The sequence below is a fragment of the Gemmatimonadota bacterium genome (genome assembly GCA_026706345.1).
In the GTDB taxonomy this organism is placed as follows: domain Bacteria; phylum JAAXHH01; class JAAXHH01; order JAAXHH01; family JAAXHH01; genus JAAXHH01.
In genome coordinates this window covers 1-24,421 of the sequence record JAPOYX010000023.1, presented here as the reverse complement: position 1 = coordinate 24,421, position 24,421 = coordinate 1, and the positions used below count along the sequence as shown (strand labels likewise).

The following is a 24,421-nucleotide window of genomic DNA, read 5'->3' as shown; positions in this document are numbered from 1 at the left end:
CCCGGGCGGCAGGCATGAAGAAAGTCGTCATTATCCTACTGGCTTCCGTAATCTCGTTGTCGGCAACCGGCAAGGGATTCGCCCAGGTCGCCCAGGTCCCCGAAAAGCGCATGTCGATCAGCCTGGGCGGCGGGCGGAGTATTCCTTCAGGCGATTTTGCGGACGGAAAAACCAGAGGATCCCTGTTCCTCCTGGGGATGACGGTACGCGTTTCCGAAACCGTTCATCTCGCGTTCAACGGCCATGACAACCTCTTTTCTGTAAAACACGGTCGACACGACCGGGATCGCCTGAGCGACGAAGCGCTGCAGAGACTTGGACCGGACGTGGATGCCAACGTAAGCCTGGAAGGCGCCAACTTCGGATTGATGTACAAGACCACCACTTCCCCCGCGGCCGTTTACGGGATCGGCTGTATCGGCTACGCCAGGGCAATCGATCGGTTCTTCGGTACCGTGCGCGGCACGAAGCTGACCGCGTTCGGTTCAGAGGCTTCTTTCAGTATCCTTCTGGGCGGCGGCGTGCACATGCCCGTTACGGACACGGTCGGCCTGGCGCTGGACGTGAGATACATTCGCGCCTTCAATGACCGGAGCATCCAGTGGATTCCGGTCGCCGCCTCTGTGGTCTTCAATTTCTGGACAGTAGAACCTCGTTAGACGATTCCTCTAAGCTTCCATCATCGTCTTCAATGCGTCCACCAGTTGCGCGGGCGAGGCCGTTCCCGTGACACCCAGTTGACGGACGGTGATCGAAGCCGCGAGGTTGCCAACCATGCCGGCCTCCATAGGCGTCGCGCCGGCGGCCAGCGAGGCCACGATCCCGGCCGTGACGCTATCCCCTGCCCCGACGGTGTCCACGGGTCCCGGAACGCGTATGCCGGGCACATGCCGGCGGTCATCACCGTCGATCAGCAGCAGGCCGTCCTCGCCGAGGGTGACGTAAACCGGCCGCGCCGATCCTTCGCCCGACCCGCGATCTCCTCCTGACACCCGGTCCTCGGCCGCCCTCCGCATCTCGGCCGACCTCCGATCTTCGGCCGCCCTGTCCATCTCATCCTGATTTCCCTTGCGGATGACGTGGCGGAACTCGCCGATACGCGCCCGCGAATCCGCCAGGATGACCATGTCCGGCAGGGTCCTGCCCAGGCCGCAGATCGCTTCCCGGACCCGGTCCGTGACGACCCCGGTGTTGCGCCGTCCCACCTGGTCCAGGACGGCCACGCCGTCCACCCTGGTCGCCATGTCAGCCAGGAACGCGACCACTCGGTTTTCCAGGACTCGCGGCGTGGGCGTCCGGTTCTGAATGTCGACGCGGTTCGATTCCCGTTCTCCTCCCGGCTCCCGGTTCATGGGCTTGATGTAGGTGGGCGTGAACCGGTCCGGGGATTCGAACAACCCGTCGAGGCGGACCCCCATGGCCGCCAGGCCCTGCCTGAGTTCGTACCCCTCCCCGTCGTCGCCCGTGACCCCCACGGCGAGCAGGTCTCCGACACCCAGGGCGTGCAGGTTAGCCATGACCGTGCCCGCGGCGCCGGGCATGCAGCGTCTGGCCACGACCTGGCGTGCGGCCAGCCCCGTCTCCAGGGACGGTTCGTCCAGTGCAGGATCGAGGACCAGGTACTTGTCCAGGAAGTAGTCGCCCACGACCATGATGGAAAGGCCGGCGAAGCGGGACAGCAGGCTTTCGAGACGGAGTGGCGTCATCATGCGCGGCGTTACGTTTCGGGATGGAAATTCAGATACCGTCCAATCTCGTGCAATGTAAGATCGGGCGGACGTAAATCAAAGTATTTACAGTAAATAAACGTTCTCGGCAGGGAGCTTTTCCTTGATTTTCGGGCTACGGAAGTGTACTTTCGTAGACTGGAGCAAACCACGATTTCCTCACACTGCCCCAGGACTTCAAATCGCATTCGAAGTAGTGAAGACTTGCAGGTGCATCCACTTTATTGATATATGACCGGTTCTGTTCAACCCGCGTGGCGGCAATCCCCACAGCATGGATCCAAAGGGAGTTACATGCGCCTGGCCGATCCCCTGCCGGATCAGATTAAGAAAAAGCTCTACCCCGTACTGGAAACCGACGAAGAAATCCACATCACCCTGGAATCGGACCTGGACGCTAAAGGCCGTTTTCAGCCCTCCTGGCTCATCGTAACCGACCGCCGCGTCATGGCCCTGGAACTCAACGGCGCCGGCGATGACATCGCCGTGCCGCTGGAGGACCTGACCAGGGTGGCGGTGGAACCCCTGGTAGGCGGCTCCTGCCTGGAGGTCTCCACGGCCGAAGACACCATCCCGCTGATCCGCTATTCCCAGAGCCGCGTAGACGTCTTCAACGAGGCGCAGCGCGGCATCGAGCAGCACATTGAGGAAAAGCCGTTTCAGGTCAAGACGGAATTCCCCCGGGTGGTCTGCGACACCTGCGGCAGGCGCCTGCCCACCAGGGACGGGCTGTGTCCCGCCTGCGTCAGCAAGTGGGGCATGCTCAAGCGGATCTGCTCCTACCTGGGCGCCCACCGGACTAAGGCCATCGCCATGGTGGCGCTGTTCGCCGTGCTCAGCGTGGCGGAACTCCTGCCGCCCAAGATTACGCAGCTCATCATCGACAACGCTTTCGAGAACAAAGACAAGGCGCTGCTGTTCTGGTTCGTCGCGGTCATGGCCGGCCTGCTCGTCCTCCGCTGGCTGGGCGAGATGGCGAACGGCTGGCTGACGGCCTGGGTGGGCGCCCGCGTAGTGGCGGACATCCGGGCCCAGGTGTACCATCACGTCGAATACCTTTCGCTCGGGTTCCACGACAAGCAGAAGACGGGCGGCCTGCTTTCGCGCGTGACGCGGGACACCCGGAACGTGCGCAGCTTCCTGGTGGACGGCCTGCCCTTCCTCATCCTCCGCTGGATGACGACGCTCGGGATCATCGGCATGCTGTTCTACACCAACTGGGTGCTCACGCTCTACATCCTCATCCCCGTTCCGCTCATCGTCATATGGGGCCGGGTCCTTTACCGGAGGTTGCGGACCTACTACACCCGGATGTGGCGCCAGTGGGAGGGGTTCTTCACCCACATCCAGGAATCCCTTTCGGGCATACGGATCGTCAAGGCCTTCGCCCAGGAGAACAGGGAAGTCGGCCGTTTCAAGCGCAACGCGAGGGACATGTTCGCCCTGGAGTACTGGACCGAGAAACAGTGGATCTACTACTTCTCCACCATGGGCCTGCTGAACTTCCTGGGCTTCATCGTCGTGTGGCTGGTTGGGGGCGGGCAGGTGCTCGGACAGGCGCTCACGCTGGGTGAGCTGATTCTGTTCTACTTCTACCTGCACATGTTCTACGGGCCGCTGCGGTGGCTCGGCCGGGTCAATAGCTGGATGACGCGGGCCATGAGCGCCGCGGAGCGGGTATTCGAGCTCATCGACATGGAACCGGAGAACTACGAGGACAAGAACGCGAAGCAGATGATGCAAACTCGGGGCGAGATCAGGTTCCAGGGTGTGACGTTCGGGTACGACGCCGCGCTGCCGGTGCTGCGGGACGTCAATCTCCATATACGGCCCGGCGAGATGATCGGGCTGGTCGGCAAGTCGGGCGCAGGGAAGAGTACGACCATCAATCTCATCTGCCGGTTCTACGACGTGAACTACGGTTCGATCACGCTGGACGGCGTGGACCTCCGGGACATCCGGCTCGAGGACCTGCGGGGCCATATCGGCGTCGTCCTGCAGGAACCGATCCTTTTCAACGGGACGATCCGGGAGAACATCGCCTACGGAAAGCCCGCCGCGAGTTTCGAGGACATCATGGCGGCGGCCCGGGCGGCCAACGCCCACAACTTCATTCTCGCAAAGCCCGATGGGTACGATACGATTCTCGGGGACAAGGGCACGGGGCTGTCGGGAGGCGAAAAGCAGCGCGTCTCCATCGCCCGGGCGATCCTCCACGACCCCCGCATCCTGATCCTGGACGAGGCGACGTCCTCGGTGGACGCCGAGACGGAGAAACAGCTCCAGGAAGCCATCGCGCGGTTGATCAAGGGGCGCACGACGATCGCCATCGCCCACCGCCTGTCCACGCTACGGGACGCCGACCGGCTGGTGGTGCTGGAGCAGGGCAGGGTCGTCGAGGAAGGCACCCACGAAGAACTGATCGCGAACCGCGGCCATTTCCACCATCTGGTGCGGCTGCAGAAAGCCACATCCGAGATCATGGAGGTGGCATGACCGACACCGCGACCACCTACAAAGAGCGGATGCCCGACGCGCTGGCCGACCGTTGCCGGAAGGCGCTGCGGGAAGGAGAGTCCGTCCGCATCGCGGCGGCGACCGACCTGACGGAAGACCTGCGTTTCGAGGAACGCTGGCTTTTGGTGACGGACCAGCGCGTGTTGCGGTTCGATTCGAACGGATCAGGCACGGGAGCCGGGGACGCGTCCATCGAGTTGTCCGACGCCCGAAGCGCCGCCGTGGAGGAATTGGTCGGTTCGGGCCGGATCAACGTGGTGATCGGGAACGAAGAGGTCGAGGTCATCCGCTACACCCCGTCCCAGCGCGCCAAGTTCGCGCAGATCGCCCGGGGTATCGACCAGCTCATCAAGGATGACCCGGTCGACATGCAGGGAGAGGTGGACAAAACCCGGTGTGACCGGTGCGGACGACTTCTGCCCGAGCCGAACGGGATCTGTTCGGCATGCACCAACCGGCTCGCGATGATGCGGCGGATCGCCAGGTACGCCCTGCCCTTCAAGGCCAAACTCGCGCTGATGGTCTTCCTGTCGCTCCTTTTCACCCTGGCCGAACTCGCTCCGCCCTACATCATGCGGCTCATCATCGACGTACTTGAGGACCCGGCCGCCGGCGCCTCCGGGGACCCGTTCTCGTTCCTTTACCTGCTCGTCGGTGCCTACGCGGTCATCCGCCTCGTATCCTTCGTCCTGGAGATCTTCAAGGACCGGCTTTCCGTCTGGCTCGGCGGCCGCGTGATCGTGTCCGTCCGCGAGGACCTGTACGAAAACCTCTCCCGGCTGAACATGAAGTTCTACAACAAGCGGCAGGTGGGTTCCCTGATCTCGAGGGTATCCAACGACACGGAGAGCATGATGTGGTTCCTGGTCGACGGCGTGCCCTATATCCTGACCAATCTCCTGCTCCTGGTGGGCATCCTGGTCCTGCTTTTCGTGACCAGTTGGCAACTGACGCTCCTGGTGCTCATTCCCATACCCTTGCTCGTCACCGGCGGGTGGTACTTCTGGACCCGGCTGATCCGGGCTTTCCGGACGAAATACTACCGCTGGGGCAAGCTGGTGGGCATGGCGGGCGAGATGCTTTCCTCGGTGCGCGTCGTAAAGACCTTCGTCCAGGAAAAGCGGGAGATGCGCCGGTTCAGGAGCAGCAACGAAGGGGTCTTCCGGGGCGATTACGAGAGCGAGAAGGAAGCGGCCGTCTTCTTCAGCACGGTCAGCATGCTGACGACGTCCGGGCTTATCCTGGTCTGGTATTACGGAGGGTCCGCCGTCATCGACGACACCTTCACCACCGGCGCCCTCATCATGTTCATCGCCTACCTCTGGATGCTGTACGAACCCCTTCGGTGGTTCGGCGAGCTGAACACCTGGTCGAGCCGGGCTATGAGCGGCGCGGAGAAGGTCTTCGAAATCGTCGACACCCCTGCGGAAACCGAGGACCTGGACGACCCGGTCGAGATGAAGGACATGAAGGGCGAAGTGGAATTCGAAGGCGTGACCTTCGCCTACGAGGCCGGCAAGCCCGTCCTCCACGACATCAGCCTCCACGTGCAGCCCGGCGAGATGATCGGGCTGGTGGGCAAGTCCGGTTCGGGCAAGACGACGATGACCAACCTGCTCTGCCGGTTCTACGATATCGACGAAGGCGGCCTGATGATTGACGGCGTGCCGATCCGGGACATCGGTCTGGAAGACCTGCGAAGGCAGATCGGCGTCGTGCTGCAGGACTCGTATTTCTTCAGCGGCTCCATCGCGGAGAACATCCGCTACAGCAGTCCCGATGCCTCGTTCGAACAGATCATGCGGGCGGCCCGGACCGCGAACGCCCACGATTTCATCTGCGCGAAGCCCGACGGGTACGACACGCAGATCGGCGAGAACGGAAAGGAACTTTCGGGGGGAGAAAAGCAACGGATCGCTATCGCGCGGGCCATCATCCACGACCCCCGCATCCTGGTCCTGGACGAGGCCACCTCCTCGGTGGACACCCACACGGAGAAGCTCATCCAGGAGGCCATCGCCAATCTCGTGAAGGGCCGGACGACCTTCGCCATCGCCCACCGGCTCTCGACCCTGCGGCGGGCGGACCGGCTGGTGGTGCTGGATGCGGGACGGATCGTGGAGACGGGCACCCATGAGGAACTGCTGGACATGAAGGGCCACTTCTACCGCATGGTCGAAACCCAACGGGCGAGCACCGCGGTCATGGCCGTGGGCGGAGGCAAGGCCGACCCGAACCGCGGCGCCAACGGACATACAAACTGAACAGGGAGATCGAGATGCCGGATGAACCTGGCGTGGACGCGCCGGATACCTTTGAATTCGAAACAGGAATAGAGAACGCCCCCGTCGAACCCTACCAGCCCCACGAGATCCGGGTCTTCCGCGCGCCTAAGAACACGGTGCGCATGACGGTCCGCGACGAGCGGTCCTACATCCGCGTCCGGCCGGTTCAGGCCTCGCCCCTGGCCCACACTGATCAGTACGTGTCGCTGCTGGACATCAAGAACGAGGAAGTGGCCTTCATTCGGAACATGAACGATCTGGATGAAACTTCGCGTAGCGTCATAGAGGAAGAACTTGCTCACCGTTATCTTCGCGCGACGATCGAACGTATAAACTCCATACAGATGGAATACGGCGTCACCTACTGGGACGTCATGACCGACCGGGGCAAGCGCGAGTTCGTCATCCGCGGCCACGAGAACACCCACTGGGCGTCGGACACGCGGCTTTTGCTCACCGACGTCGACGGCAACCGGTTCGAGGTCGTGGATTACACCCGCCTGGATCCCCACAGCATCCAGTTGATCGAGACCAACGTGTGACGGAACGGCGAGCGGAATCCGTCGCGGCCAGAACGGGGCGCGGCCATGGGTTCATCAGTCCTTCCATCGCGGCGCCGCTGTAAACTAAGGCAGGAGCAGGAGGAAGATCATGGCGGAAAGGGCGGTGCAGGACAAGTACGACCAGCTTTTGAGAGACGGATTCTGCGTAGTGGAACAGGTGCTTCGACCCGACATGCTGGAACGAGTGAGAAGCGTGTCCGACCGCTTGCTCGACGCCCAGGACCCGTCCCATTTCGAACAGCAGAAGTCCACCGGCAGCATGATCAGCGTCTTCGACGACGTGTTCTTCGCCGAGTTGGTCTCCTATCCTCCGGCGCTCAAGGCGCTGGCCGACCTCGGGTTCGACCGCCCCACATGGTCTTCCGGGTTCGTCATCAGCAAGCCGCCCCGGAGCCCGGCGCTGTTCTGGCACCAGGACTGGTGGGGATGGGACGATCCCTGCAGCTACGAACCTCCGCCGCAGCAAGTCTTCCTGATGTACTATCTGGTGAATACCGACCACTACAACGGCTGCCTCCGGGCGATCGCCGGATCCCACCTGAACCGCCATACCCTCCATCAATACGTTGACGAGGCCCACACGGACGAGCTGCGGTCCATGGCCGATCCCGACCACCCGGCGTACCGGGCCGCCCCAGGCGAGGTTGACGTGCCGGTCCGGGCCGGCGACCTGGTCATCGGGGATTCCCGGCTGCTGCACGCGGCCCACGGGAACAAGAGCGACCAGCGACGCACGGTGATCACCCTGTGGTACATACCTCTGTATCACGGGTTGCCCGGCCGGATAAAGGCCTACCTGGCGCGGCATCCCCGTCCGGACACCTGGGTGGAGGCGACCCGGGGCGAGCTGAAACCGTTGACCGCGGTCTACGATGGCGAGGAGGAACCCATCGGCTGGAACCGTACGCCCGGGGTCGCGCTGAAGTAGCGGCAGACCACCGTGCACCGTACCCGGTCAGCATTAGCCTTGTCGATCACAGCCCGCTCGATCATCGAAACCCTGGAAACACCGCGATGACCAACGACACCCTCTATCGCGAAACCCTCCGTCCCCAGTTTCATTTCACGGCGAAGAAGCACTGGATCAACGATCCCAACGGACTGGTGTATCACGACGGGGAGTACCACCTCTACTTCCAGCATACCCCGGAAAGCATGGTGCATGGCCGCACGACCTGGGGACACGCGGTCAGCACGGACCTGGTGCACTGGAAGCAGCTCCATACCGCCGCGCTGGACGTGGACGAAACGGGATGGATGTGGTCGGGGTCCGCGGCGGTGGATCACGAGAATACCGGAGGATTCCGGGAAGGAGACACGCCGCCGCTGATCGCGTTTTACACGGCGGGCGGAGAAAGGATGTTCCCCGGCAAACGGTGTATCCAGTGCATCGCTTTCAGCAATGACCGGGGCCGTTCCTGGACGAAATACGCGGGCAATCCGGTCATCGGGCATATCAGGGCGGAAAACCGGGATCCTAAGGTGGTCTGGCACGTCCCGACCAGGCAGTGGATCATGACCCTGTTCATGGACGAAAACGACTATGCCCTGTTCTCGTCCCCGGACCTGAAGTCGTGGAAGCACCTGCAGGACCTGACCCTGCCCGGCGTGTCCGAGTGCCCCGATTTCTTCGAACTGCCGGTGGACGGCGATCCTTCAAACACGCGGTGGGTATTCTGGGGCGCGAGCGGCGGCTATCTGCTGGGTAGTTTCGATGGCCGGACCTTCTCACCGGAACCGGACGTTCTCCAGGCGGAGCAGGGCGGCAACGGTTACGCCGCGCAGACGTGGAGCGACGTCCCGGCGGTGGACGGCAGACGGATCCAGATCTCCTGGATGCGGGATGGCAGGTACCCAGCCATGCCCTTCAACCAGCAGATGTCCTTCCCGGTGGAACTGTCGCTGAGGACGCTCCCGGACGGCGTCCGGCTCTGCAGGGAACCCGTCAGGGAAGTCGAACTGCTTCACGCGGGGACGCGCAACTGGGCTGCCGGGGACCTGGCAAGCATGGCGGCCGAACAGTTCCGCAGGCGGTACCAGTCCGGGGAGATCAGCAGCTATGCGGTGACGAACCAGCGCGAGGCGGAAAGCCGGCTCGTCCTGGCGGAAACGGGCGACCTCTTCGACGTCCGAATGGAGATCGATGTTGACGAGGGGAAGGGGTTCGCCGTCGAAGTGCGAGGCCACGGCATCGCATACGACGCAGCCGCACAGAGTTTGTCCTGTTTCGGAAGAAGCGCGGACCTGCGTTCCATGAGCGGGCGGGTGAAACTCCAGTTCCTGGTCGACCGCACCTCCCTGGAGATCTTCGGCAACCACGGCGAGCTGTCCATGTCCTTCTGCTTCCTGCCGGCCGCGGCCAACCACAGCCTGGCGCTTCGAGCGGATAACGGCGGCGTGCGCATCGTCTCGCTGACCGTACACGAACTCCGGTCTGCCTGGGATGTCGGGTAAATCCTAAGCAATTCCTGTGTTTTTCGCGAGAAAGCCGATTGTCGTATAGAAGTCAAACGATCGGCGCGCGAATGTCGAGCTTCCACCGAAGGGAATCGAGCAGTCGCGAACATGCCCACTCCACTATCCAAAGCCATCGAAAAGTTCCCGCGAGTCCGGCTCGGCCACGCGCCTACGCCGCTGGAGTCCGCGCCGCGCCTGGGTACGTCCCTAGGCATCGAGCTGTGGATCAAGCGCGACGACTGCACGGGTTTGGCCATGGGCGGCAACAAGGTCCGCCAGATCGAGTTTCCCCTCGGCGAAGCACGATCCCAGGGCGCCGACACCCTGCTGATCACCAGCGCGGTGCAGTCGAACTACGTCCGCGTGGCCGCCGCTGCCGGACGCAAGCTTGGCATGGAAGTCCACGTACAGCTGGAAGAACGGGTGCCCGACGTGGACGCGCTTTACCGGGCATCCGGAAACGTGCTGCTCGACCGGCTCTTCGGCGCGAAGCTGCATACCTTCCCGGTCGGTGAGGACGAGGCCGCGGCGGACGCGTCGCTGGACCTTCTCGCCCAATCGCTCGCGGACGAAGGCCGGCGGCCCTACGTGATCCATCTCGCTCCCTTCCATCCGCCGCTCGGCGCGCTCGGCTACGTGCTCGCCGCCGAAGAGATCCTGGCGCAGGCCCGAGACCTCGACCTGGAATTCGACGCCGTGGTCAGTCCCACGGGCAGCGCGATGACCCACGCGGGGCTGCTGGTGGGCCTCCGGTCCTTGGGCAAGGAGGTACCGGTGTATGGCATCTGCGTGCGGCGCGATGGCGGCAGTCAGATGGCGCGGGTGAGGCAGGTCGCGTCGGAACTGGCGGCGATGATCGAGCGGCCGGAAGTGTTCGATGGGGACGACGTCCAGGCATTCGACGGGGTGCTCGCGCCGGGCTATGGCCGGCTCAACGACGCGGTGCGCGAGGCGATCGCCATGGCGGCCCGGCAGGAGGGATTGCTCCTCGACCCGGTGTACACGGGCAAGACGATGGCGGGCCTGATCGACCATGTGCGTTCAGGGGTGATCGCAGCGGGCGGCCGCGTACTTTTCATCCATACCGGTGGTCTGCCGGCCATCTTCGCTTATGGGGACGAGCTCGGTCCATGGCTGTCGGTAGTGCCCTGGAATAGGGCGGATCCGGACCGTTAGCCGAACGCCTCGGCGAACAACCGCGAGCGATTGTTCAGCAGGCTGTAGAAACCGCGTACTTCCGGATCGAGGTGATCGCGCCAGAGAGCTGTGGGGATGGTAGTGTGCTGGCTAAGGACGGGGCCGTCCCGATGGCCGTAATAGACCTGAACGGACTTGCGTTCGTGCGGGGTTTTTCGCACGGTGGCGGCGTGGACCACGGACAGGTTGAAGAGTATGACCGTGCCGGCCGGACCGTGTAGGTGAACCTTGCCCCGCTCTTGGACCTGTTCCTCGATTTCAAGGATGAGCCCGTCGCAGGGTTCCGGTGATATGGAAAAGCAGTGGGTGTCTTCGCTTACGTCGGACAGGTATAGCATCATGTGGAGGTAGCCGCACCGATAAGGCCGGTCGGACATATGCCTGCTGTCCCGGTGCCAGACCTCCACCGGGCCGCCCTCGTGCGGCGCCATGTGGCGCAGACAGGCCTCCGCGAGGCAACTGGGTCCTTCGAGGATGGTCTCGATGGCGGCGATAAGCGACGGGTGGCGGATCAGCCCGTCGAATTCCGGCGTGGAAATCAGCGGCTCGCAGTTTACGCTCTGATGCCCGTCGAAGGCGATGGGCCGCCAGAAGTAATTCGTTTCCGATCGGTCGCGGTCGTACAGTTCGATGAAGCGGCTAAGCTCTTCCGCGGAAAAAGGCTGTCCGAGATTTACGTAGCCGTTTTGTTTGAAGAATCCGAGATCGACCACAGTTGGAGCGTCCTCTCCCGGTGTGCGTCGTGGTTGCCTGCTTTTGCTCGTACTGCGATGCCAGCCCCCGGCCCCCAAGGCCGCGACTCCCCCAGGCCCGCAGCTTACATCCCGTTCATGACGTCCCGGAACAGCTCCGAGAAGGTAGCCCGGTCCTCCGGCGTGCCCACCGTAACCCGGACGAGGCGGTCCAGGCCCGGCGCGGCGGGTTTTCTCAGGAACACGCCCCGTTCGATCAGCGTGTTCATCACGGCGCCGGCCCTCTCGCCCGTATCGAAATCAAAGGCCACGAAATTGGTCTGGGAGGGCAGGGCCGATACGCCAGCCTCCGCGGTCAGTTCGTAGTAGTCCCGACGACCTTCCTCCACGGCTTTCACCACACCCGCGACGAATTCCGGGTCGCGGAGCGAGGCCAGCGCGCCGGCCTGGGCTACCAGGCTCACGCCGAAATGCAGGCGGACCTTGTCGAAGGTCCGGATGACGTCCTCATGGGCGATGGCGTATCCGACCCGGGCGCCGGCCATCCCGTGGGCCTTGGAGAAGGTGCGCACCCGGACCAGCCGGGGATCGTCCACGTCGACGGGAAGAATGGTGTCCGGAGGTACGAAGTCCAGGTAGGCCTCGTCGAGAATGAAGAGGCAGTCCGGCGGCACGCGGTCCAGGAGATCCCCGATGGCGTTGCTGCCGTAATAGGAGCCCGTGGGGTTGTCCGGATTGGACAGGTAGACGATAACGGCCTTCCGTTTCGCGGCCAGGTCCGTCAGCGCCGTCAGATCGTTGCGGTCATTACGGTAGGGCACGGTCTCCAGTTTGCCGCCGAAACCGTCTACGTGATAGACGAAGGTGGGATAGCAACCGAGGGACGCGGCGACCGTGTCGCCGGGATCCATGTACATGCGGACAATCAGCCCCAGCAGGTCGTCGATCCCCGCGCCGAGCGTCACGTTCTCGATGTCCACGCCGTGCATCCCGGCCAGTTCCGCCCGCAGCTCATAGCCTTCCGGGTCGCAGTACCAGGCGACGCCCCTCGCGGCCTCGCTCATGGCCGCCGCGGCACGGGGTGATACGCCGAAGGCGCTTTCATTGGCGCCGATGCGTACCCGGAACGTTCTTCCCTGCTGTCGTTCGATGGTCTCGGGACCCACGAAGGGGGTCACGGAAGGCAGGTTTGCTACGATGTCGGAATAAGATGGTCTGGACATCATGTCCGGCCGAGGTCCCCGGAGGGCAGCGCTGTCGGGAAACGGGTATCGTGACGCGTACCTGCACCGAAACAGGCACCGCCGCCGCTAACTATGCCGCGGTTTCCATGTCGCCGCTAACTATGCCGCGGTTTCCATGTCGCTGCTGTACTGGCCGGTCCGGGCGGCGCTGTTGCACATGGCACGGTGGTAAAAGGCCTGCTGTCCTGACTCGAAATTGGCCGGATCGCCACCCCAGGCCTGTAGCGGAGCGGCCTGCAGGGCGCGTCCGTAGGAGAAGCTGAGTTCCCACGGGAGTTCGCTGAACAGCGCGTTCATGGCATTCAGGTGCGCCGTGGCGATCTCCGAGGACTGCCCGCCCGAGAGAAAGGCGACACCGGGCACTTCGCGCGGCACGTTGCGCAGGAAATTGTTCACCGTGCGACGCGCCACTTCTTCGACAGAAACCTGTTCGGGGCATTCCGAGCCCGAGATGACCATGCTGGGCTTCAGTACGATCCCTTCCAGCATGACCCCGTGCTCGGCCAGCGCCTCGAAAACGCGCCGAAGGGCGACGCCGGTAACCTCATCGCACCGGTAGATGGAGTGGTCGCCGTCCATCAGCACTTCGGGCTCCACGATCGGTACGATGTCGCATTCCTGGCACAGGGCGGCGTACCGGGCCAAGGCGTGGGCGTTGGCGTCGATACAGACATCCGTGGGAATGCCCTGCCCCACGGTAATGACCGCCCGCCACTTGGCAAAGGCGGCACCCAGTTTCCCGTATCTTTTCAGGCGCCCGCGCAGGCCGTCCAGTCCCTCGGTAATCTTTTCTCCGGGAAACCCCGCCAGATCATGGATGCCGGTATCCACCTTGATTCCGGGAATTACGCCTTTGCCGGACAGCAGTTCCGGGAACGGCGTTTCGGCTTCGTCGAGGGCCTTCTGGCGGAGGGTCTCTTCGTAGAGGATGACGCCGCTGATGAATTCCTCCATGCCTTCGGTGGTGAACAGCATGTGCCGGTACGCGCGGCGGTTCTCCTTCGTCGACGGCAGCCCAATGCCAGCGAACCTGTCCTGAATCGTACCACTGCTTTCGTCCGCGGCCAGGATCCCCTTGTCCGGGGCGACCATGGCCCGGGCGACTTCTTTCAGGCTGGAAGACATCTGCTGCTGCTTCTCCTGGCTAGTATTCCCTTTTTAGAAGTGACGCGTTGAACGCTTGTAAAAAAGACTTCCGGAGACCGTCTGTCAATCCTTTCCTTGGCCAGCGCTTTTGGCTTGAAACACTCACAGCCCTTCGATATAATACCGCCTGCAGCCGTTCCCGACGCCTTTATCCGCGCCCGTTGTTCTTGGATGTATCCTGACAGCACCAGGACGCGGTTTTCTCATTGACCCGACCGCCAGGCATCTTCCATGCCCCGCGACACGATTGAGCCTCCCTGCGTACTGGCCATCGACATCGGCACGTCGTCCGTACGGGCGATCCTGTTCGACCGGGCCGCCCGGATCGCCTCCCCCGCCTTTCAAAAAGCCTACGACATGGAGACAACACCTGATGGCGGGGTCTATATCGACGCGAACCGCCTGGCGGCTGAGGTGGAGTCGGTCCTAGACGCGTTCTGCGCCGCGGGCGGCCATCCCGGCATTGACGGCGTGGCCATGACCACCTTCTGGCACAACGTGATCGGCGTGGAGAGAGACCGTGCCGTGACCCCGCTCATCAGCTGGGCGGATACACGGCCGGGGACGGTCATCGCCGAACTGGGCAGGCGTCTCGACGCGGCCTCGACCCACAAACGCACCGGATGTGTGCTACACGCGTCCTATCTGCCTGCCAAGATCTGCTGGTTCGCCCGGAACGATCCCGATCGCTTCGCCCGTGTGGAACGGTGGATGTCCATCGGGGAGTATCTCTTCCTGAAGTGGTTCGGCGCGCCGGCCTGCAGCATCTCCATGGCATCCGGCACCGGACTGTTCAACGCGCACCGGTGCGACTGGGACGAAGAGACGCTCGCGACCCTTCCGGTGGAACGGACGCAACTTACCGCCGTCAGTGACGTGGATGAACCGGTCCGGGGTCCGAAGGAAGAATACGTGGCCCGCTGGCCGGTCCTGGCCGGCGCGGCCTGGTATCCCGCCATCGGCGACGGGGCCTGCAACAACATCGGAAGCGGCTGCGTGGACGAGGACCGCATCGCCCTGATGGTGGGCACTTCCGGCGCCATGCGGGTCATGAAGCGCGCCGATGCGTTCACGATCCCCGAAGGCCTGTGGTGCTACCGGTCGGACCGCCGGAGGATCCTGATGGGCGGCGCCCTGAGCAACGGCGGGAACGTCTACGGCTGGATGCGCGACACGCTGAGGCTCGGCGACGAACAAGGCGTCGAGAAAGCCCTCTCCCGGATGGCGCCGGCCGGCCACGGCCTCACGGTGCTGCCCTTCTGGGCGGGCGAGCGCAGCCCGGGCTGGCACGACTCCGCAAGGGCGTCCATTACCGGCATGACGCTGCATACCACGCCCCTGGACGTCATGCGCGCCGGCCTGGAGGCCACCGCCTATTGTTTCGCGGACATCTACGGCCGGCTTCGGGCAATCACCGGGGATTCCGGCGAGATCGTCGCATCGGGCGCCGGCCTCCTCCAGTCGCCCGTCTGGATGCAGATGCTGGCCGACGTACTGGAGCGCCCCATCACCGCCTCGGCCGTGACCGAGGCCTCGAGCCGAGGCGCCGCGCTGCTGGCGCTGGAGGCTTCGGGTGCGCTGGAAGACCTGTCCGCCGCAGACGCTCCGATGGGGAAGACCTACGAGCCGGATCCGGCGAACCGGGACCGCTATCGCGAAGCCATGCACCGGCAACAGGACCTGTACGATATGATGATGGACAGTTGAGGAGGCGGGTTGTATCTTTAACGGGCATTTGGACCGGCCACCACAGTACTGGCGGAACAACGAACCGAAAAGGACTCAGACCGTGTCAGTGAACGATCTCGAGCAACGCTGTATCAACACCATACGCATGCTGGCCGTCGATGCCGTGCAGCAGGCCAACAGCGGCCATCCCGGACTGCCCATGGAAGCGGCGCCCATCGCCTACGTGCTGTGGACGCGCCTCATGCGGTACAACCCGACGAATCCGGACTGGGCGAACCGGGACCGCTTCGTGCTTTCCGGCGGACACGGGTCCATGCTCCTCTACGCCATGCTCCACCTCACGGGGTACGACCTGCCCCTCGAAGAGATCAGGAACTTCCGGCAGTGGGAGAGCCAGACGCCCGGCCACCCGGAGTACGGCGATACGCCCGGCGTGGAGACGACCACGGGGCCCCTGGGCCAGGGCATCGCCACGGCGGTGGGCATGGCCATGGCCGAGGCCCACCTGGCGGCCCGGTACAACCGCGCCGGCCACGAGATCGTCAACCACCACACCTACGTGATCGCCAGCGACGGCGACATGATGGAGGGCGTCGCCTCCGAGGCCTGCTCTCTGGCCGGTCACCTTGGACTCGGCCGGCTGATCGTCCTCTATTTGGACAACCAAGTCACGATAGATAGCGATATGCACTTGGCTTTCTCCGAAAACACGGGCCTGCGGTTCGACGCCTACGGATGGCACGTACAGCGGGTAATGGACGGCAACGACCTCGCCCGGGTCGAAGCGGCGCTGGAGCTGGCGCGGCAGGAGACGGACCGGCCCTCGATCATCCTGTGCCGCACGGTCATCGGATACGGCAGTCCCAACAAGGCGGGTACGTCGAAAGCTCACGGCGAACCCCTGGGTGAGGAAGAGGTGGAACTGACCAAGCAGAACCTCGGCTGGCCTCTGGAGCCGAAGTTTCTGGTACCCGACGACGTACGTGCCTATTTCCAGCAGATGGTCCTGTACGGCAAGGGATGGGAACTGGCGTGGCGCCAGGCCTTTGATGCCTACGCGGCCGCCTTCCCGGACCTGGCGGAGTCCTGGCAACAGGCCATGGACGGCGAACTGCCGGCCGGCTGGGACGAGAACCTGCCGTCCTTCTCCTCCGACCAGGCCCCCATGGCTACGCGGCAGGCCTCGGGTGTGACCATCAACGCCCTGTCCCAACGCGTCCCCGGCTTGCTGGGCGGGTCGGCGGACCTGGCCGGGTCCAACAACACCATGGTGGAGGCCGAAACGAACTATGCCGCAGGCAATTACGAAGGCCGCAACCTGCACTTCGGCGTGCGTGAACACGCCATGGCCGCCGCTCTGAACGGGATGGCGCTCCACGGCGGGCTGCGTCCCTACTCCGGCACCTTCCTCGTTTTCTCGGACTACATGCGTCCCGCCATCCGTCTCGCGGCCCTGATGGGCATCGCGCCGGTCTACGTCTTCACCCACGACAGCGTGGGACTGGGTGAGGACGGTCCGACCCACCAGCCCATCGAGCATTACATGGCGTTGCGGGCGATCCCCAATCTGACCCTCATCCGGCCGGCCGACGCCGCCGAGACGGCGGAGGCGTGGGTGGCCACGCTGCGCGGAAAGGACGGCCCGGTCGCACTGCTGTTGACCCGCCAGAAACTCCCCGTGCTGGACCGGGCGGGACTCGCGCCCGCCGACGGCCTGCACCGGGGCGCCTACGTGCTGGCCGATCCCGACGGACGGCCGGACGTGATCCTCATCGCCTCCGGGTCCGAGGTCTGTCTGGCCCTCGAAGCCCGGGACGCGCTGGCCGACGAAGGCCTGGCGGCGCGTGTCGTGAGCATGCCGAGTTGGGAGTTGTTCGAAGCGCAGACCGAGGAATACCGGGAGTCCGTGCTCCCGGCGTCGGTCTCCACGCGCCTAGCCGTGGAACCCGGCGTCACACTGGGCTGGGAGCGGTACGTGGGTCCGCGAGGCGACGTCATCGGCCTGGAACGCTTCGGTGCCTCGGCACCCGGTGACGTCGCGTTCGAGAACCTGGGCTTCACCGCGGCAAATATCGTCGACAGGGCGAAGAAGCTGGTCACATCTGGTAGGTGAACGGAAGGCGCTGATCTTCACCGCCACGTGTTGCTTTACTATGAATGTGTACAAACCCCATCTTGGGAATGTTTAAATCCCTTTACCTCGTCTTTATTAGGAATGGTTTGACATTGAAAACACATCGTAATTGTTTAAGTTCAAGTACAGAGCTTTGCCGACCCGTTTATGATTGGTGATGGCCACTATAGGTCTCTCCTTCAAAATGATCGGCCACAATGGCTTCGTGGCGATGTTTCCACAAGCGCACGATAAACCGGCTATCTTCCTCGATAAGATCCGGCTCGGTGTTGTTGTGTGCCCGCATCCCAGCAATTATCTTGCGTGGTACGCCTAAACCTGTGGCCTCTACGTACCGGTAGTCGCGCAGAACCTCTTTGATAAGCTCGTTTCGCGAAGCTCGATAACCTGCACGCATCTTATCAACGGTGACCGTGTTTGGCAAACGTCCAGGAGAAATAACCTCCAATCGGTCCGAGTAAATCGATAGTTCGATGTCCATCACGCCGATGGTGTAGTCTCGATGAGCGATGGCATTAACGATAGCCTCTCGGATGGCTTCGATTGGATAGTCCCAGCGCTCTAAGCGTTGTCCTCCGCTGTGGATTGAGGATTCGATCGTGGTATTGCGGCGGACAAAGTCCATCGCCTGATCAATAACACCTACCTCTACGACATTACCAGCCTCAGTGAATGTTGTTGGTAAGTCCGAATAGTCCGGCACTGTTTCGGCATGCGTGGCGGGAAAAAGAGAAACTACCGCACCTGTCAGCGTTGCTCGCTCCTTGGCATCGTAGTCTTTTTCGATACCCGAATAGGCAACAGCGCTGATCCCGGCCTGAGGTAGGTATTTCTTGGGTCGTACACCGAACAGCAGTAGTCCGCCCGCACTGGGTATCGGTCGTCCGTTGTGTTCGTACATGAATTCGGTATTAACGAGCGGACGAGTCCAGCCTTCGTAGTCATCCGCTTGGGGAAAAGATTGACGGCGTACATCCCGAAAGTAGTTCAGCAACCGACGCATGTCGAAATCATCTAGGCTGGCCCCGGGGATCGGTTTTCGATCGTACTGCAGACGTCCCGACTGCATGTACAGGCGTGCCTCTTCTTCATCGGTCGCAACACGCGAATTTGTACCAACACGTATCTGGGTGACCCACGCCGAGCCTCGTCTGTACTTATATGGCTTGTCGGGTGCGTCAACTGGAAGGGACACAATACCCACGGTTTTTCCGTCTCCCCAGTCGAGTGTTTCCCAAAACGGAATAGCCGCAGGGCGAAGATGCACACGTGCTACCTCCATTACCCACTCCTCGGCTTTATCACGCTCTCTAGTCAAACCCGACACGCTTTTGTCCTTCTCTACCCCCAGCAAGATATGACCGCCCTCAAAGTTGAGTAGCGCGGCCATCTCCTTGGCCAATTTCTGTGGTGTAATGTCGTCACGCTTGAATTCAACACCGGAATTCTCATCGTTGTGAATCAACTCGGCCAGTTCGGTTAGATTCATTTCGTACCCTCTCGCATCTGTTCAGAATCCGTATTTCCGACGCCGCCGCTCGAAAGCGTCCTTACCACCTTCCAGTATTTTCTCAATTAGTTCGCACACCTTCCGATGGTCAATGGAACCGACATGTTCCGGCGCTATTCGTGCGTGACCTCCTTCGGCTTCACCTGAGGCTGTGAGTCCAACAATAAGTTCGGCATCGCCCAACACTGGAATGTTGGCATTGTGCGTGGAGAAAACGAACTGACGCTGTTGTTTCTCCGCGCGCATGCGCGGTACGACCCCCTCGGTGATAAAGCGATTATCGAGGTCATCTTCCGGCTGATCGACGACCAAAGGTGTGTCGGATTCGAGCAACAGTAACAAAAGTACCGCTGTCGCCTTCTGGCCAGTGGAAAGTTCCTCAAGTGTCTGCCATGATGGTGCCTCACCCTGTTGTGCAGTATTAAGTCGGATCACCGTGGTTGTTGGCAAATCCAGTTCTTCGATGCGCATCAATAACCCTACGTCCGCCTGTGCCAGACGTTCGGCTTGCGCATGCGGGATGTTGTCGTATGTATCCTCTACGGCCTCCACTCCTTCTCGGCAGACGTTCACGAACTGTGTGAGCGACAGGTCGTGCAATTCGTCCAAGGCATTTATTGCCTCGGAAAGTCGGCCACCGATGTCGTCACGCAAGATTTCGAACAAAGGCTCTCGATCGCCTGCAGCCGTCACTTCGACCAGTACGCGACCCTCCAACTGCCGGTTGACCTTCTTTGCCGCGCGATCTAATTGACGAAACGCCTTGCCCTTCAAGTCCTCCCACTCGGCGAGCAGTTTCCGCCGTCGGTCGGACTGCTCTTTCTCCATGCGCCGAAGTGATGTCTGGCTTTCGCGCAATGGGCGCAAACCTTCTATCTGACGACGTAAGCGGATAAACTCCTCACCATCGACATGCGACTTCTGCAGTTCGCGTAGGATCTTTTCGTAAGCTGCTTGCACCTCCTGCTTGCGAGAATTCCACTCGGAGCGTACGTCATTCACACCTCGCTCGGCGCGTTGCAAAGCAGATTCCAGCGATTGGACTACGGCTGCGATTTCCGCATCGAGATGTTCGAACACGCCATTCAAACGAACCAGAATCTCTCTCGTCGGTAGATCCTCGAGCGCTTTGGTAGAGAGGAAAGTTCGGTCGACGGGGAGTTCGCGCTTCAGATTCTCCAGGCATTCGTGATAAGTTGCAAGACGATCTGGTATAGACACAAAAATCTGTTCTTCGCGCACTAGTAGACTCTGTTCCTTCAGGCGATCCTCTAGTCCGGCTTCCTTAAACTGTACAAGCGTCTCTTCAAGTCCCGGTAGCGCTGCTAGGCGCTCCTCGATTTGTTTCAGTTCAGCCTGCGTCTCAATGATACTCCGCCTGTTTTTTTCTAGTTCGCGCCGTACGTCGGCACTGCGACGAGGTGTAGCGTCGTCGTGTTCCATGAACCGGTCGAGTAGACGTGTGAGTTTTTCACGGCTTTTAGCCAACTCTGATATCTCGTGCTGTCCAAAAACCTCAATGCGTGGCAAGATATCCGCTGGTGACAAGTTGGACACCTCGCCCTTATCGTCCTTGACGAGAGGAGGGTTGGGAATTGTTCGTTCGATACAGTAGTCTCGAACCGCCGGTCTGTAGGTGCGGACCCGCAGTGTAATCTTTGTCCCGTTTCGCAACACGTATCGGACGATTCCTTCGTGGGCTTTGTTCGCTTCATCGCCGACGGCATCCAGCCCGAGGACAGCTCGGATGCTCTCGACTATCGTGGATTTACCTGTGCCGCGTCCGCCTACGAGTACATTCAGATTAGGGTTGAAGCCCAAATTCGCACCGTCCAGGAATCCTCCTTCCCAGGCCAGAGAAAGCAATTCGGCGTGTTCCTCAGGTTCCAGTTTCCCCTCCTTAGGATTGATCCGAATGCGTGAGCCCGGGTCGAGGAAGGCTTGCCGCAAACCCTCGATGCTCACTTCCGACATTTTAATCCAGCATGTTGCGGAGTGGTCTTCAAGATCTTCCGGTCTGACGATGTCCTTGGCGTTGATTGCCGCGACGGCAAGTTTCTCCTCGGCAGCATCGTTTCGACGGTAGTCCGGGTTCTTGTTTACGACGATCTGGCGCAGGTCCTGCGGTAGATCGTCCACCGAACCCGGAATCTGGATCGCAAGGAGATGTTCGTTTCTCCACGCGTGAATCCGGGCCTGCCCACTCAGGACCTTAAGCATTCCTCCTTGGTCACTGGTCACATGTGCGGCGATGGTCACTCCGCCCTGTTCTCGCACTTTCGTAAGGATGTCCACAAAGTTCATCGACGAGAGATCCGACGACCGCTTCGTATTGGTGATGCCGAACTCGCCAAGGTAACGTCCGAGCTGATCCTGATGGGAGTCCGGGGGATAGATACAGAGGACATGCACACCCTCTTTCGACGACAACTCGAAGCCGGGAAAGATATACACACCACGCTCTGCTGCCGCTGCCCGAAACGCCGGCACACTGCCCACATCGTTGTGATCTGTTATCGCCAGTACTGAGACTCGTTGCGCCAGAGCTTTCTTAACAATGTCCTCTGCATGCGTGGCAGCATCACCAGGTTCTGCCTGTCCCCGATAGGTCTCACTGTAGTGGTGCGGGTTGACTTGAAGCGCACAACGGTGGAACACTGCACCGACCGCATTGGTTTGGAAATGCGCAGGACTGTTGTTCGTAATCTCCATTTCGTTACTCCTGTGGACCGTAAGCGGCCAGTTTTCAATTTGCCTCACCGACGAATAGGGTAGTTTGTTCCGCGTCGAACTTCTGTTCCTCTCGCAACAAGTAGTTGATCTCCAGCCAGCTCTGCACCAAGTCGTTGTAAGACTGTGCCTTGGCTGGCTATTTCTTGAGTTCACACGGTGTGTAAAATCGACAACACAACTCGCATGCGAGTTCGGTTCTGACACCAAGTACGACGGTTAACTCGGCCGCGGCACTCTTGCTGCTTGACTCCAACACACGCACTAAGTAATGGACCATCTTCCAGGCGGTCAGCCGAGTGTCGAGGTTAGAATTCCAGTCCTCCGGCAGTTCCTCTGGTTGGCGCAGGCGAATATGGCCAGACTTCGCTTCTAAGATACCGGCTTGTGCCATACCCGCGATATTGGGTGTTTTCGCCTTGGGGAGTTTCTGTAACTTCTAATTCTCGCACGGCAGTTGGAATCTTCGGTTCAGTTCGTCCTACCACTGCTCCGCAAAACTACTTAGGCAGACGACTAGGCAGCGCTGAAGATCGCCTCGGGTGATCGACTCCTTTGATGAGGAGCCCCGTCATCATGTTCTTTCCGGCGCCGAGATCGTTGGGCAGCAGGAAGCGAAGGGGCTGAATGAGCAGTAATGATACGTATACGGCAGTAGTCTGATGCGGCAATGACTCGACTATCTAGTTGTGCACGGCAAGCACGGGATCAAGACATGTGCCAGACAGATTCACTGTGCTTCGTATACCAGTTGGAACAGCGCGCTATCGCCATCGAACTCCACGGTCGGCTCGTCTCGGTAATTACAAGGCGCGACTCAGCGTCGCGAGACAGAAGCTTATAAGCTACCGTGACCATGAGCGCCTTACAGGTTTACTCGAGTGTATCGGAATCATGCCATTGCCCCCGTGCTACTGTCACGATTTTATCATGTACAACGCGCTGTACAGTAGTGTTGGCCTGGTGGTTTTCCAACTTCATGTTCGGTTGTTGTTATTCGGATATTTCCATCCGACCAAGTTATCTTGATGTATTTCCTTTATTTATATAAGGGAATACATCCTAAATAGGTAGTGTAATCAACTGAGAGTTGTACGACTCGTAAAGGCAATGATACAACGCTCTCCATGATTCACGAGGAGGAGATACTCGTTGGCATGTGAACTCATTCGCTTCGGCACTACCGCTAAAACCCGACCTCTTTAAACACCTCCAGCGGGATCTCCCTCTCAAGGTCCTTGAAATACTGGTAGTTGGTGTCTACGACGCGGTACCCCATGTTCGTGTACAGGAGAATGGGCCGGGGGCTGCCCGTGTTCGCCTGGGTGGTGGCGTGGCGGTATCCGAGCCAGCGCATCTCCCGCAGCAGGACCTCCATCATGTACCGTCCGAACCCCTTCCCCTGGTCCCCCTCGCTGACACGTCCTCCCACCGGACTGCCTTCGATGGAGAACCAGGGAATGTAGAAGGTTTCCTGGGCCAGGGGCGACCGGCAGAAGTCTCCCAGCGACTGCGCGAATCCGTGTCCAATGCACTGATCTCCGCGGAAGAGCTGGAACTCCATGTTGGGCAGCCTCCCCCGTCCGGGCTTGACGTCGAAGCGCGTCGTAACTTCAGCGTCCGGCAAGACCGGATCGGGTACGGTGAAATCGGGAAGTTCGAGGAGGATAATCCCCCGGGTTATGCGGTAGTCGTTCATGCTGAGCAGGGCGCCCACGTGGCCCATCCTGTCTGATTGGAAAGCGTGACAGAAGCGGTAGAAGCGGTATCCGAAGTAACTGAAAGCGCGAATCTGGTCTATGCCGAAGCTACGCAAGTGTGCTTCCGCCGCTTCCAGGAGCGCCTGGCCCGCCGGTCTCGCACCGGCCCGGTAGTGAAAGAACCGGATGAGGCCGATGCAGTCCTTCAACAACTCTTCGACCGGATGGAGGCCGATGCGGTAATCCTCCTCGCCCCTGCGGCAGATGGCCACGTGGGCGAAACCCGCAATGGCGCCGTCGTCGTCTTCCACCACCAGGAACGACTCGTCCGACAGGTCCTCGTACGGCTCGCCGTCCTGTTCCTCATGCCACAGGACGCCGGTTTCGAATTCATCCGGCGTTACCGGATAGCAGTACGGCATGTCCGCGAATTGCTCATTGTAGAAATCCGTCAGGACGGACGCCTGGTCGATTTCGATGGTTTTGATTTTCATGGTGGATGTGAACGAAGGGTTTACGATCGCCTGCAGATAATCAGCGGATCCGATCAGACGGGCAACTGAAGCCGAAGGTGATCGGTAGACCGAAAGTTGAACAAACATAGGAGAGCATGCGGAATCCTACGTGTCCAGGATAGCCACGTAACCTCCATATAGCGGATGCATGTTCTTTTCAATGCGGAATCCCAGGTTTCTGAATCGTTCAATCGACGTTGCGTCATCCTGATCAACATGAGTAACCAGCCGCGCCAGGCGCAGGTCGTGCAGGGCGTATGTCTCCTCCAACTCGCGGTCAACCAGTGCCAGTTCGACCATGAGTTCCTGGAGTTC

At 61.1% G+C, this 24,421-nt stretch carries 17 protein-coding genes; 9 read left to right on the top strand and 8 right to left on the bottom strand.

Annotated features, from left to right (window positions below; all coding sequences use genetic code 11):
• The first annotated feature begins 14 nt into the window (after positions 1 to 14).
• Positions 15 to 659: a hypothetical protein gene (locus tag OXG98_02525; protein MCY3770884.1), complete on the top strand. Its 645-nt coding sequence runs from the start codon at positions 15 to 17 to the stop codon at positions 657 to 659.
• A gap of 9 nt (positions 660 to 668) precedes the next feature.
• Here the strand turns inward: OXG98_02525 and OXG98_02520 are convergent, their stop codons facing one another.
• Positions 669 to 1,709: a PfkB family carbohydrate kinase gene (locus OXG98_02520; GenBank protein ID MCY3770883.1), complete on the bottom strand. Its 1,041-nt coding sequence runs from the start codon at positions 1,707 to 1,709 to the stop codon at positions 669 to 671.
• Positions 1,710 to 2,021: 312 nt separating this feature from the next.
• Between OXG98_02520 and OXG98_02515 the strand changes: the two genes are divergently transcribed.
• The 6 genes from OXG98_02515 to OXG98_02490 all read left to right on the top strand — a co-directional run bounded on the left by OXG98_02515 (position 2,022) and on the right by OXG98_02490 (position 10,725).
• Positions 2,022 to 4,223 (top strand): ABC transporter ATP-binding protein, encoded by a 2,202-nt coding sequence (locus OXG98_02515; GenBank protein MCY3770882.1) that lies wholly within the window; start codon positions 2,022 to 2,024, stop codon positions 4,221 to 4,223.
• Positions 4,220 to 6,508, top strand: a complete 2,289-nt coding sequence (locus tag OXG98_02510) for an ABC transporter ATP-binding protein (GenBank protein MCY3770881.1) — start codon at positions 4,220 to 4,222, stop codon at positions 6,506 to 6,508. Before OXG98_02515 ends, OXG98_02510 begins: the two co-directional genes overlap by 4 nt.
• A gap of 14 nt (positions 6,509 to 6,522) precedes the next feature.
• Positions 6,523 to 7,071 carry a DUF1854 domain-containing protein gene (locus OXG98_02505; GenBank protein MCY3770880.1) on the top strand — a complete coding sequence of 183 codons (549 nt, stop codon included), beginning with the start codon at positions 6,523 to 6,525 and terminating at the stop codon, positions 7,069 to 7,071.
• 109 nt (positions 7,072 to 7,180) lie between these two features.
• Positions 7,181 to 8,020: a phytanoyl-CoA dioxygenase family protein gene (locus tag OXG98_02500; GenBank protein MCY3770879.1), complete on the top strand. Its 840-nt coding sequence runs from the start codon at positions 7,181 to 7,183 to the stop codon at positions 8,018 to 8,020.
• Between the two features lie 86 nt (positions 8,021 to 8,106).
• On the top strand, positions 8,107 to 9,546 hold the full coding sequence (locus OXG98_02495; protein MCY3770878.1) for a glycoside hydrolase family 32 protein: 1,440 nt from the start codon (positions 8,107 to 8,109) through the stop codon (positions 9,544 to 9,546).
• Between the two features lie 111 nt (positions 9,547 to 9,657).
• On the top strand, positions 9,658 to 10,725 hold the full coding sequence (locus OXG98_02490) for a D-cysteine desulfhydrase family protein (protein ID MCY3770877.1): 1,068 nt from the start codon (positions 9,658 to 9,660) through the stop codon (positions 10,723 to 10,725).
• Here OXG98_02490 and OXG98_02485 read toward each other — a convergent pair.
• The 3 genes from OXG98_02485 to OXG98_02475 all read right to left on the bottom strand — a co-directional run bounded on the left by OXG98_02485 (position 10,722) and on the right by OXG98_02475 (position 13,807).
• Positions 10,722 to 11,459 carry a phytanoyl-CoA dioxygenase family protein gene (locus OXG98_02485; GenBank protein ID MCY3770876.1) on the bottom strand — a complete coding sequence of 246 codons (738 nt, stop codon included), beginning with the start codon at positions 11,457 to 11,459 and terminating at the stop codon, positions 10,722 to 10,724. The two genes, OXG98_02490 and OXG98_02485, sit on opposite strands and share 4 nt — an antisense overlap.
• 104 nt (positions 11,460 to 11,563) lie before the next feature.
• Positions 11,564 to 12,664: an aminotransferase class I/II-fold pyridoxal phosphate-dependent enzyme gene (locus tag OXG98_02480; protein ID MCY3770875.1), complete on the bottom strand. Its 1,101-nt coding sequence runs from the start codon at positions 12,662 to 12,664 to the stop codon at positions 11,564 to 11,566.
• Positions 12,665 to 12,781: 117 nt separating this feature from the next.
• Positions 12,782 to 13,807, bottom strand: coding sequence for a fructose-bisphosphate aldolase class I (locus tag OXG98_02475; protein MCY3770874.1), 1,026 nt, complete (start codon positions 13,805 to 13,807; stop codon positions 12,782 to 12,784).
• 252 nt (positions 13,808 to 14,059) lie between these two features.
• Between OXG98_02475 and OXG98_02470 the strand changes: the two genes are divergently transcribed.
• On the top strand, positions 14,060 to 15,535 hold the full coding sequence (locus OXG98_02470; GenBank protein ID MCY3770873.1) for a gluconokinase: 1,476 nt from the start codon (positions 14,060 to 14,062) through the stop codon (positions 15,533 to 15,535).
• 82 nt (positions 15,536 to 15,617) lie between these two features.
• Positions 15,618 to 17,630 carry a transketolase gene (gene tkt / locus OXG98_02465; protein ID MCY3770872.1) on the top strand — a complete coding sequence of 671 codons (2,013 nt, stop codon included), beginning with the start codon at positions 15,618 to 15,620 and terminating at the stop codon, positions 17,628 to 17,630.
• A 166-nt stretch (positions 17,631 to 17,796) separates the two neighbouring features.
• On the opposite strand, the gene OXG98_02460 is transcribed toward tkt, so the two are convergent.
• The 4 genes from OXG98_02460 to OXG98_02445 form a co-directional block, all read right to left on the bottom strand.
• Positions 17,797 to 19,140 (bottom strand): putative DNA binding domain-containing protein, encoded by a 1,344-nt coding sequence (locus tag OXG98_02460; GenBank protein ID MCY3770871.1) that lies wholly within the window; start codon positions 19,138 to 19,140, stop codon positions 17,797 to 17,799.
• Between the two features lie 21 nt (positions 19,141 to 19,161).
• The gene (locus OXG98_02455) at positions 19,162 to 21,873 is read right to left on the bottom strand and encodes a PHP domain-containing protein (protein MCY3770870.1); all 2,712 of its coding nucleotides are present in this window, start codon (positions 21,871 to 21,873) and stop codon (positions 19,162 to 19,164) included.
• A gap of 1,204 nt (positions 21,874 to 23,077) precedes the next feature.
• Positions 23,078 to 24,085, bottom strand: a complete 1,008-nt coding sequence (locus OXG98_02450; GenBank protein MCY3770869.1) for a hypothetical protein — start codon at positions 24,083 to 24,085, stop codon at positions 23,078 to 23,080.
• 126 nt (positions 24,086 to 24,211) lie between these two features.
• Positions 24,212 to 24,421 (bottom strand): hypothetical protein (locus OXG98_02445; GenBank protein ID MCY3770868.1); only part of this gene is annotated, 210 nt, incomplete at its 5' end.

What these genes read in the sequence shown, in the direction of transcription:
- OXG98_02515 (MCY3770882.1), top strand. Translation starts at nt 2,022, where the DNA reads ATGCGCCTGGCCGATCCCCTGCCGGATCAGATTAAGAAAAAGCTCTAC.
- OXG98_02450 (MCY3770869.1), bottom strand. Translation starts at nt 24,085, where the DNA reads ATGAAAATCAAAACCATCGAAATCGACCAGGCGTCCGTCCTGACGGAT.
- OXG98_02520 (MCY3770883.1), bottom strand. Translation starts at nt 1,709, where the DNA reads ATGATGACGCCACTCCGTCTCGAAAGCCTGCTGTCCCGCTTCGCCGGC.
- OXG98_02505 (MCY3770880.1), top strand. Translation starts at nt 6,523, where the DNA reads ATGCCGGATGAACCTGGCGTGGACGCGCCGGATACCTTTGAATTCGAA.
- OXG98_02525 (MCY3770884.1), top strand. Translation starts at nt 15, where the DNA reads ATGAAGAAAGTCGTCATTATCCTACTGGCTTCCGTAATCTCGTTGTCG.
- OXG98_02460 (MCY3770871.1), bottom strand. Translation starts at nt 19,140, where the DNA reads ATGAATCTAACCGAACTGGCCGAGTTGATTCACAACGATGAGAATTCC.
- OXG98_02510 (MCY3770881.1), top strand. Translation starts at nt 4,220, where the DNA reads ATGACCGACACCGCGACCACCTACAAAGAGCGGATGCCCGACGCGCTG.
- OXG98_02475 (MCY3770874.1), bottom strand. Translation starts at nt 13,807, where the DNA reads ATGTCTTCCAGCCTGAAAGAAGTCGCCCGGGCCATGGTCGCCCCGGAC.
- OXG98_02480 (MCY3770875.1), bottom strand. Translation starts at nt 12,664, where the DNA reads ATGATGTCCAGACCATCTTATTCCGACATCGTAGCAAACCTGCCTTCC.
- OXG98_02500 (MCY3770879.1), top strand. Translation starts at nt 7,181, where the DNA reads ATGGCGGAAAGGGCGGTGCAGGACAAGTACGACCAGCTTTTGAGAGAC.
- OXG98_02470 (MCY3770873.1), top strand. Translation starts at nt 14,060, where the DNA reads ATGCCCCGCGACACGATTGAGCCTCCCTGCGTACTGGCCATCGACATC.
- OXG98_02455 (MCY3770870.1), bottom strand. Translation starts at nt 21,873, where the DNA reads ATGGAGATTACGAACAACAGTCCTGCGCATTTCCAAACCAATGCGGTC.
- OXG98_02495 (MCY3770878.1), top strand. Translation starts at nt 8,107, where the DNA reads ATGACCAACGACACCCTCTATCGCGAAACCCTCCGTCCCCAGTTTCAT.
- OXG98_02490 (MCY3770877.1), top strand. Translation starts at nt 9,658, where the DNA reads ATGCCCACTCCACTATCCAAAGCCATCGAAAAGTTCCCGCGAGTCCGG.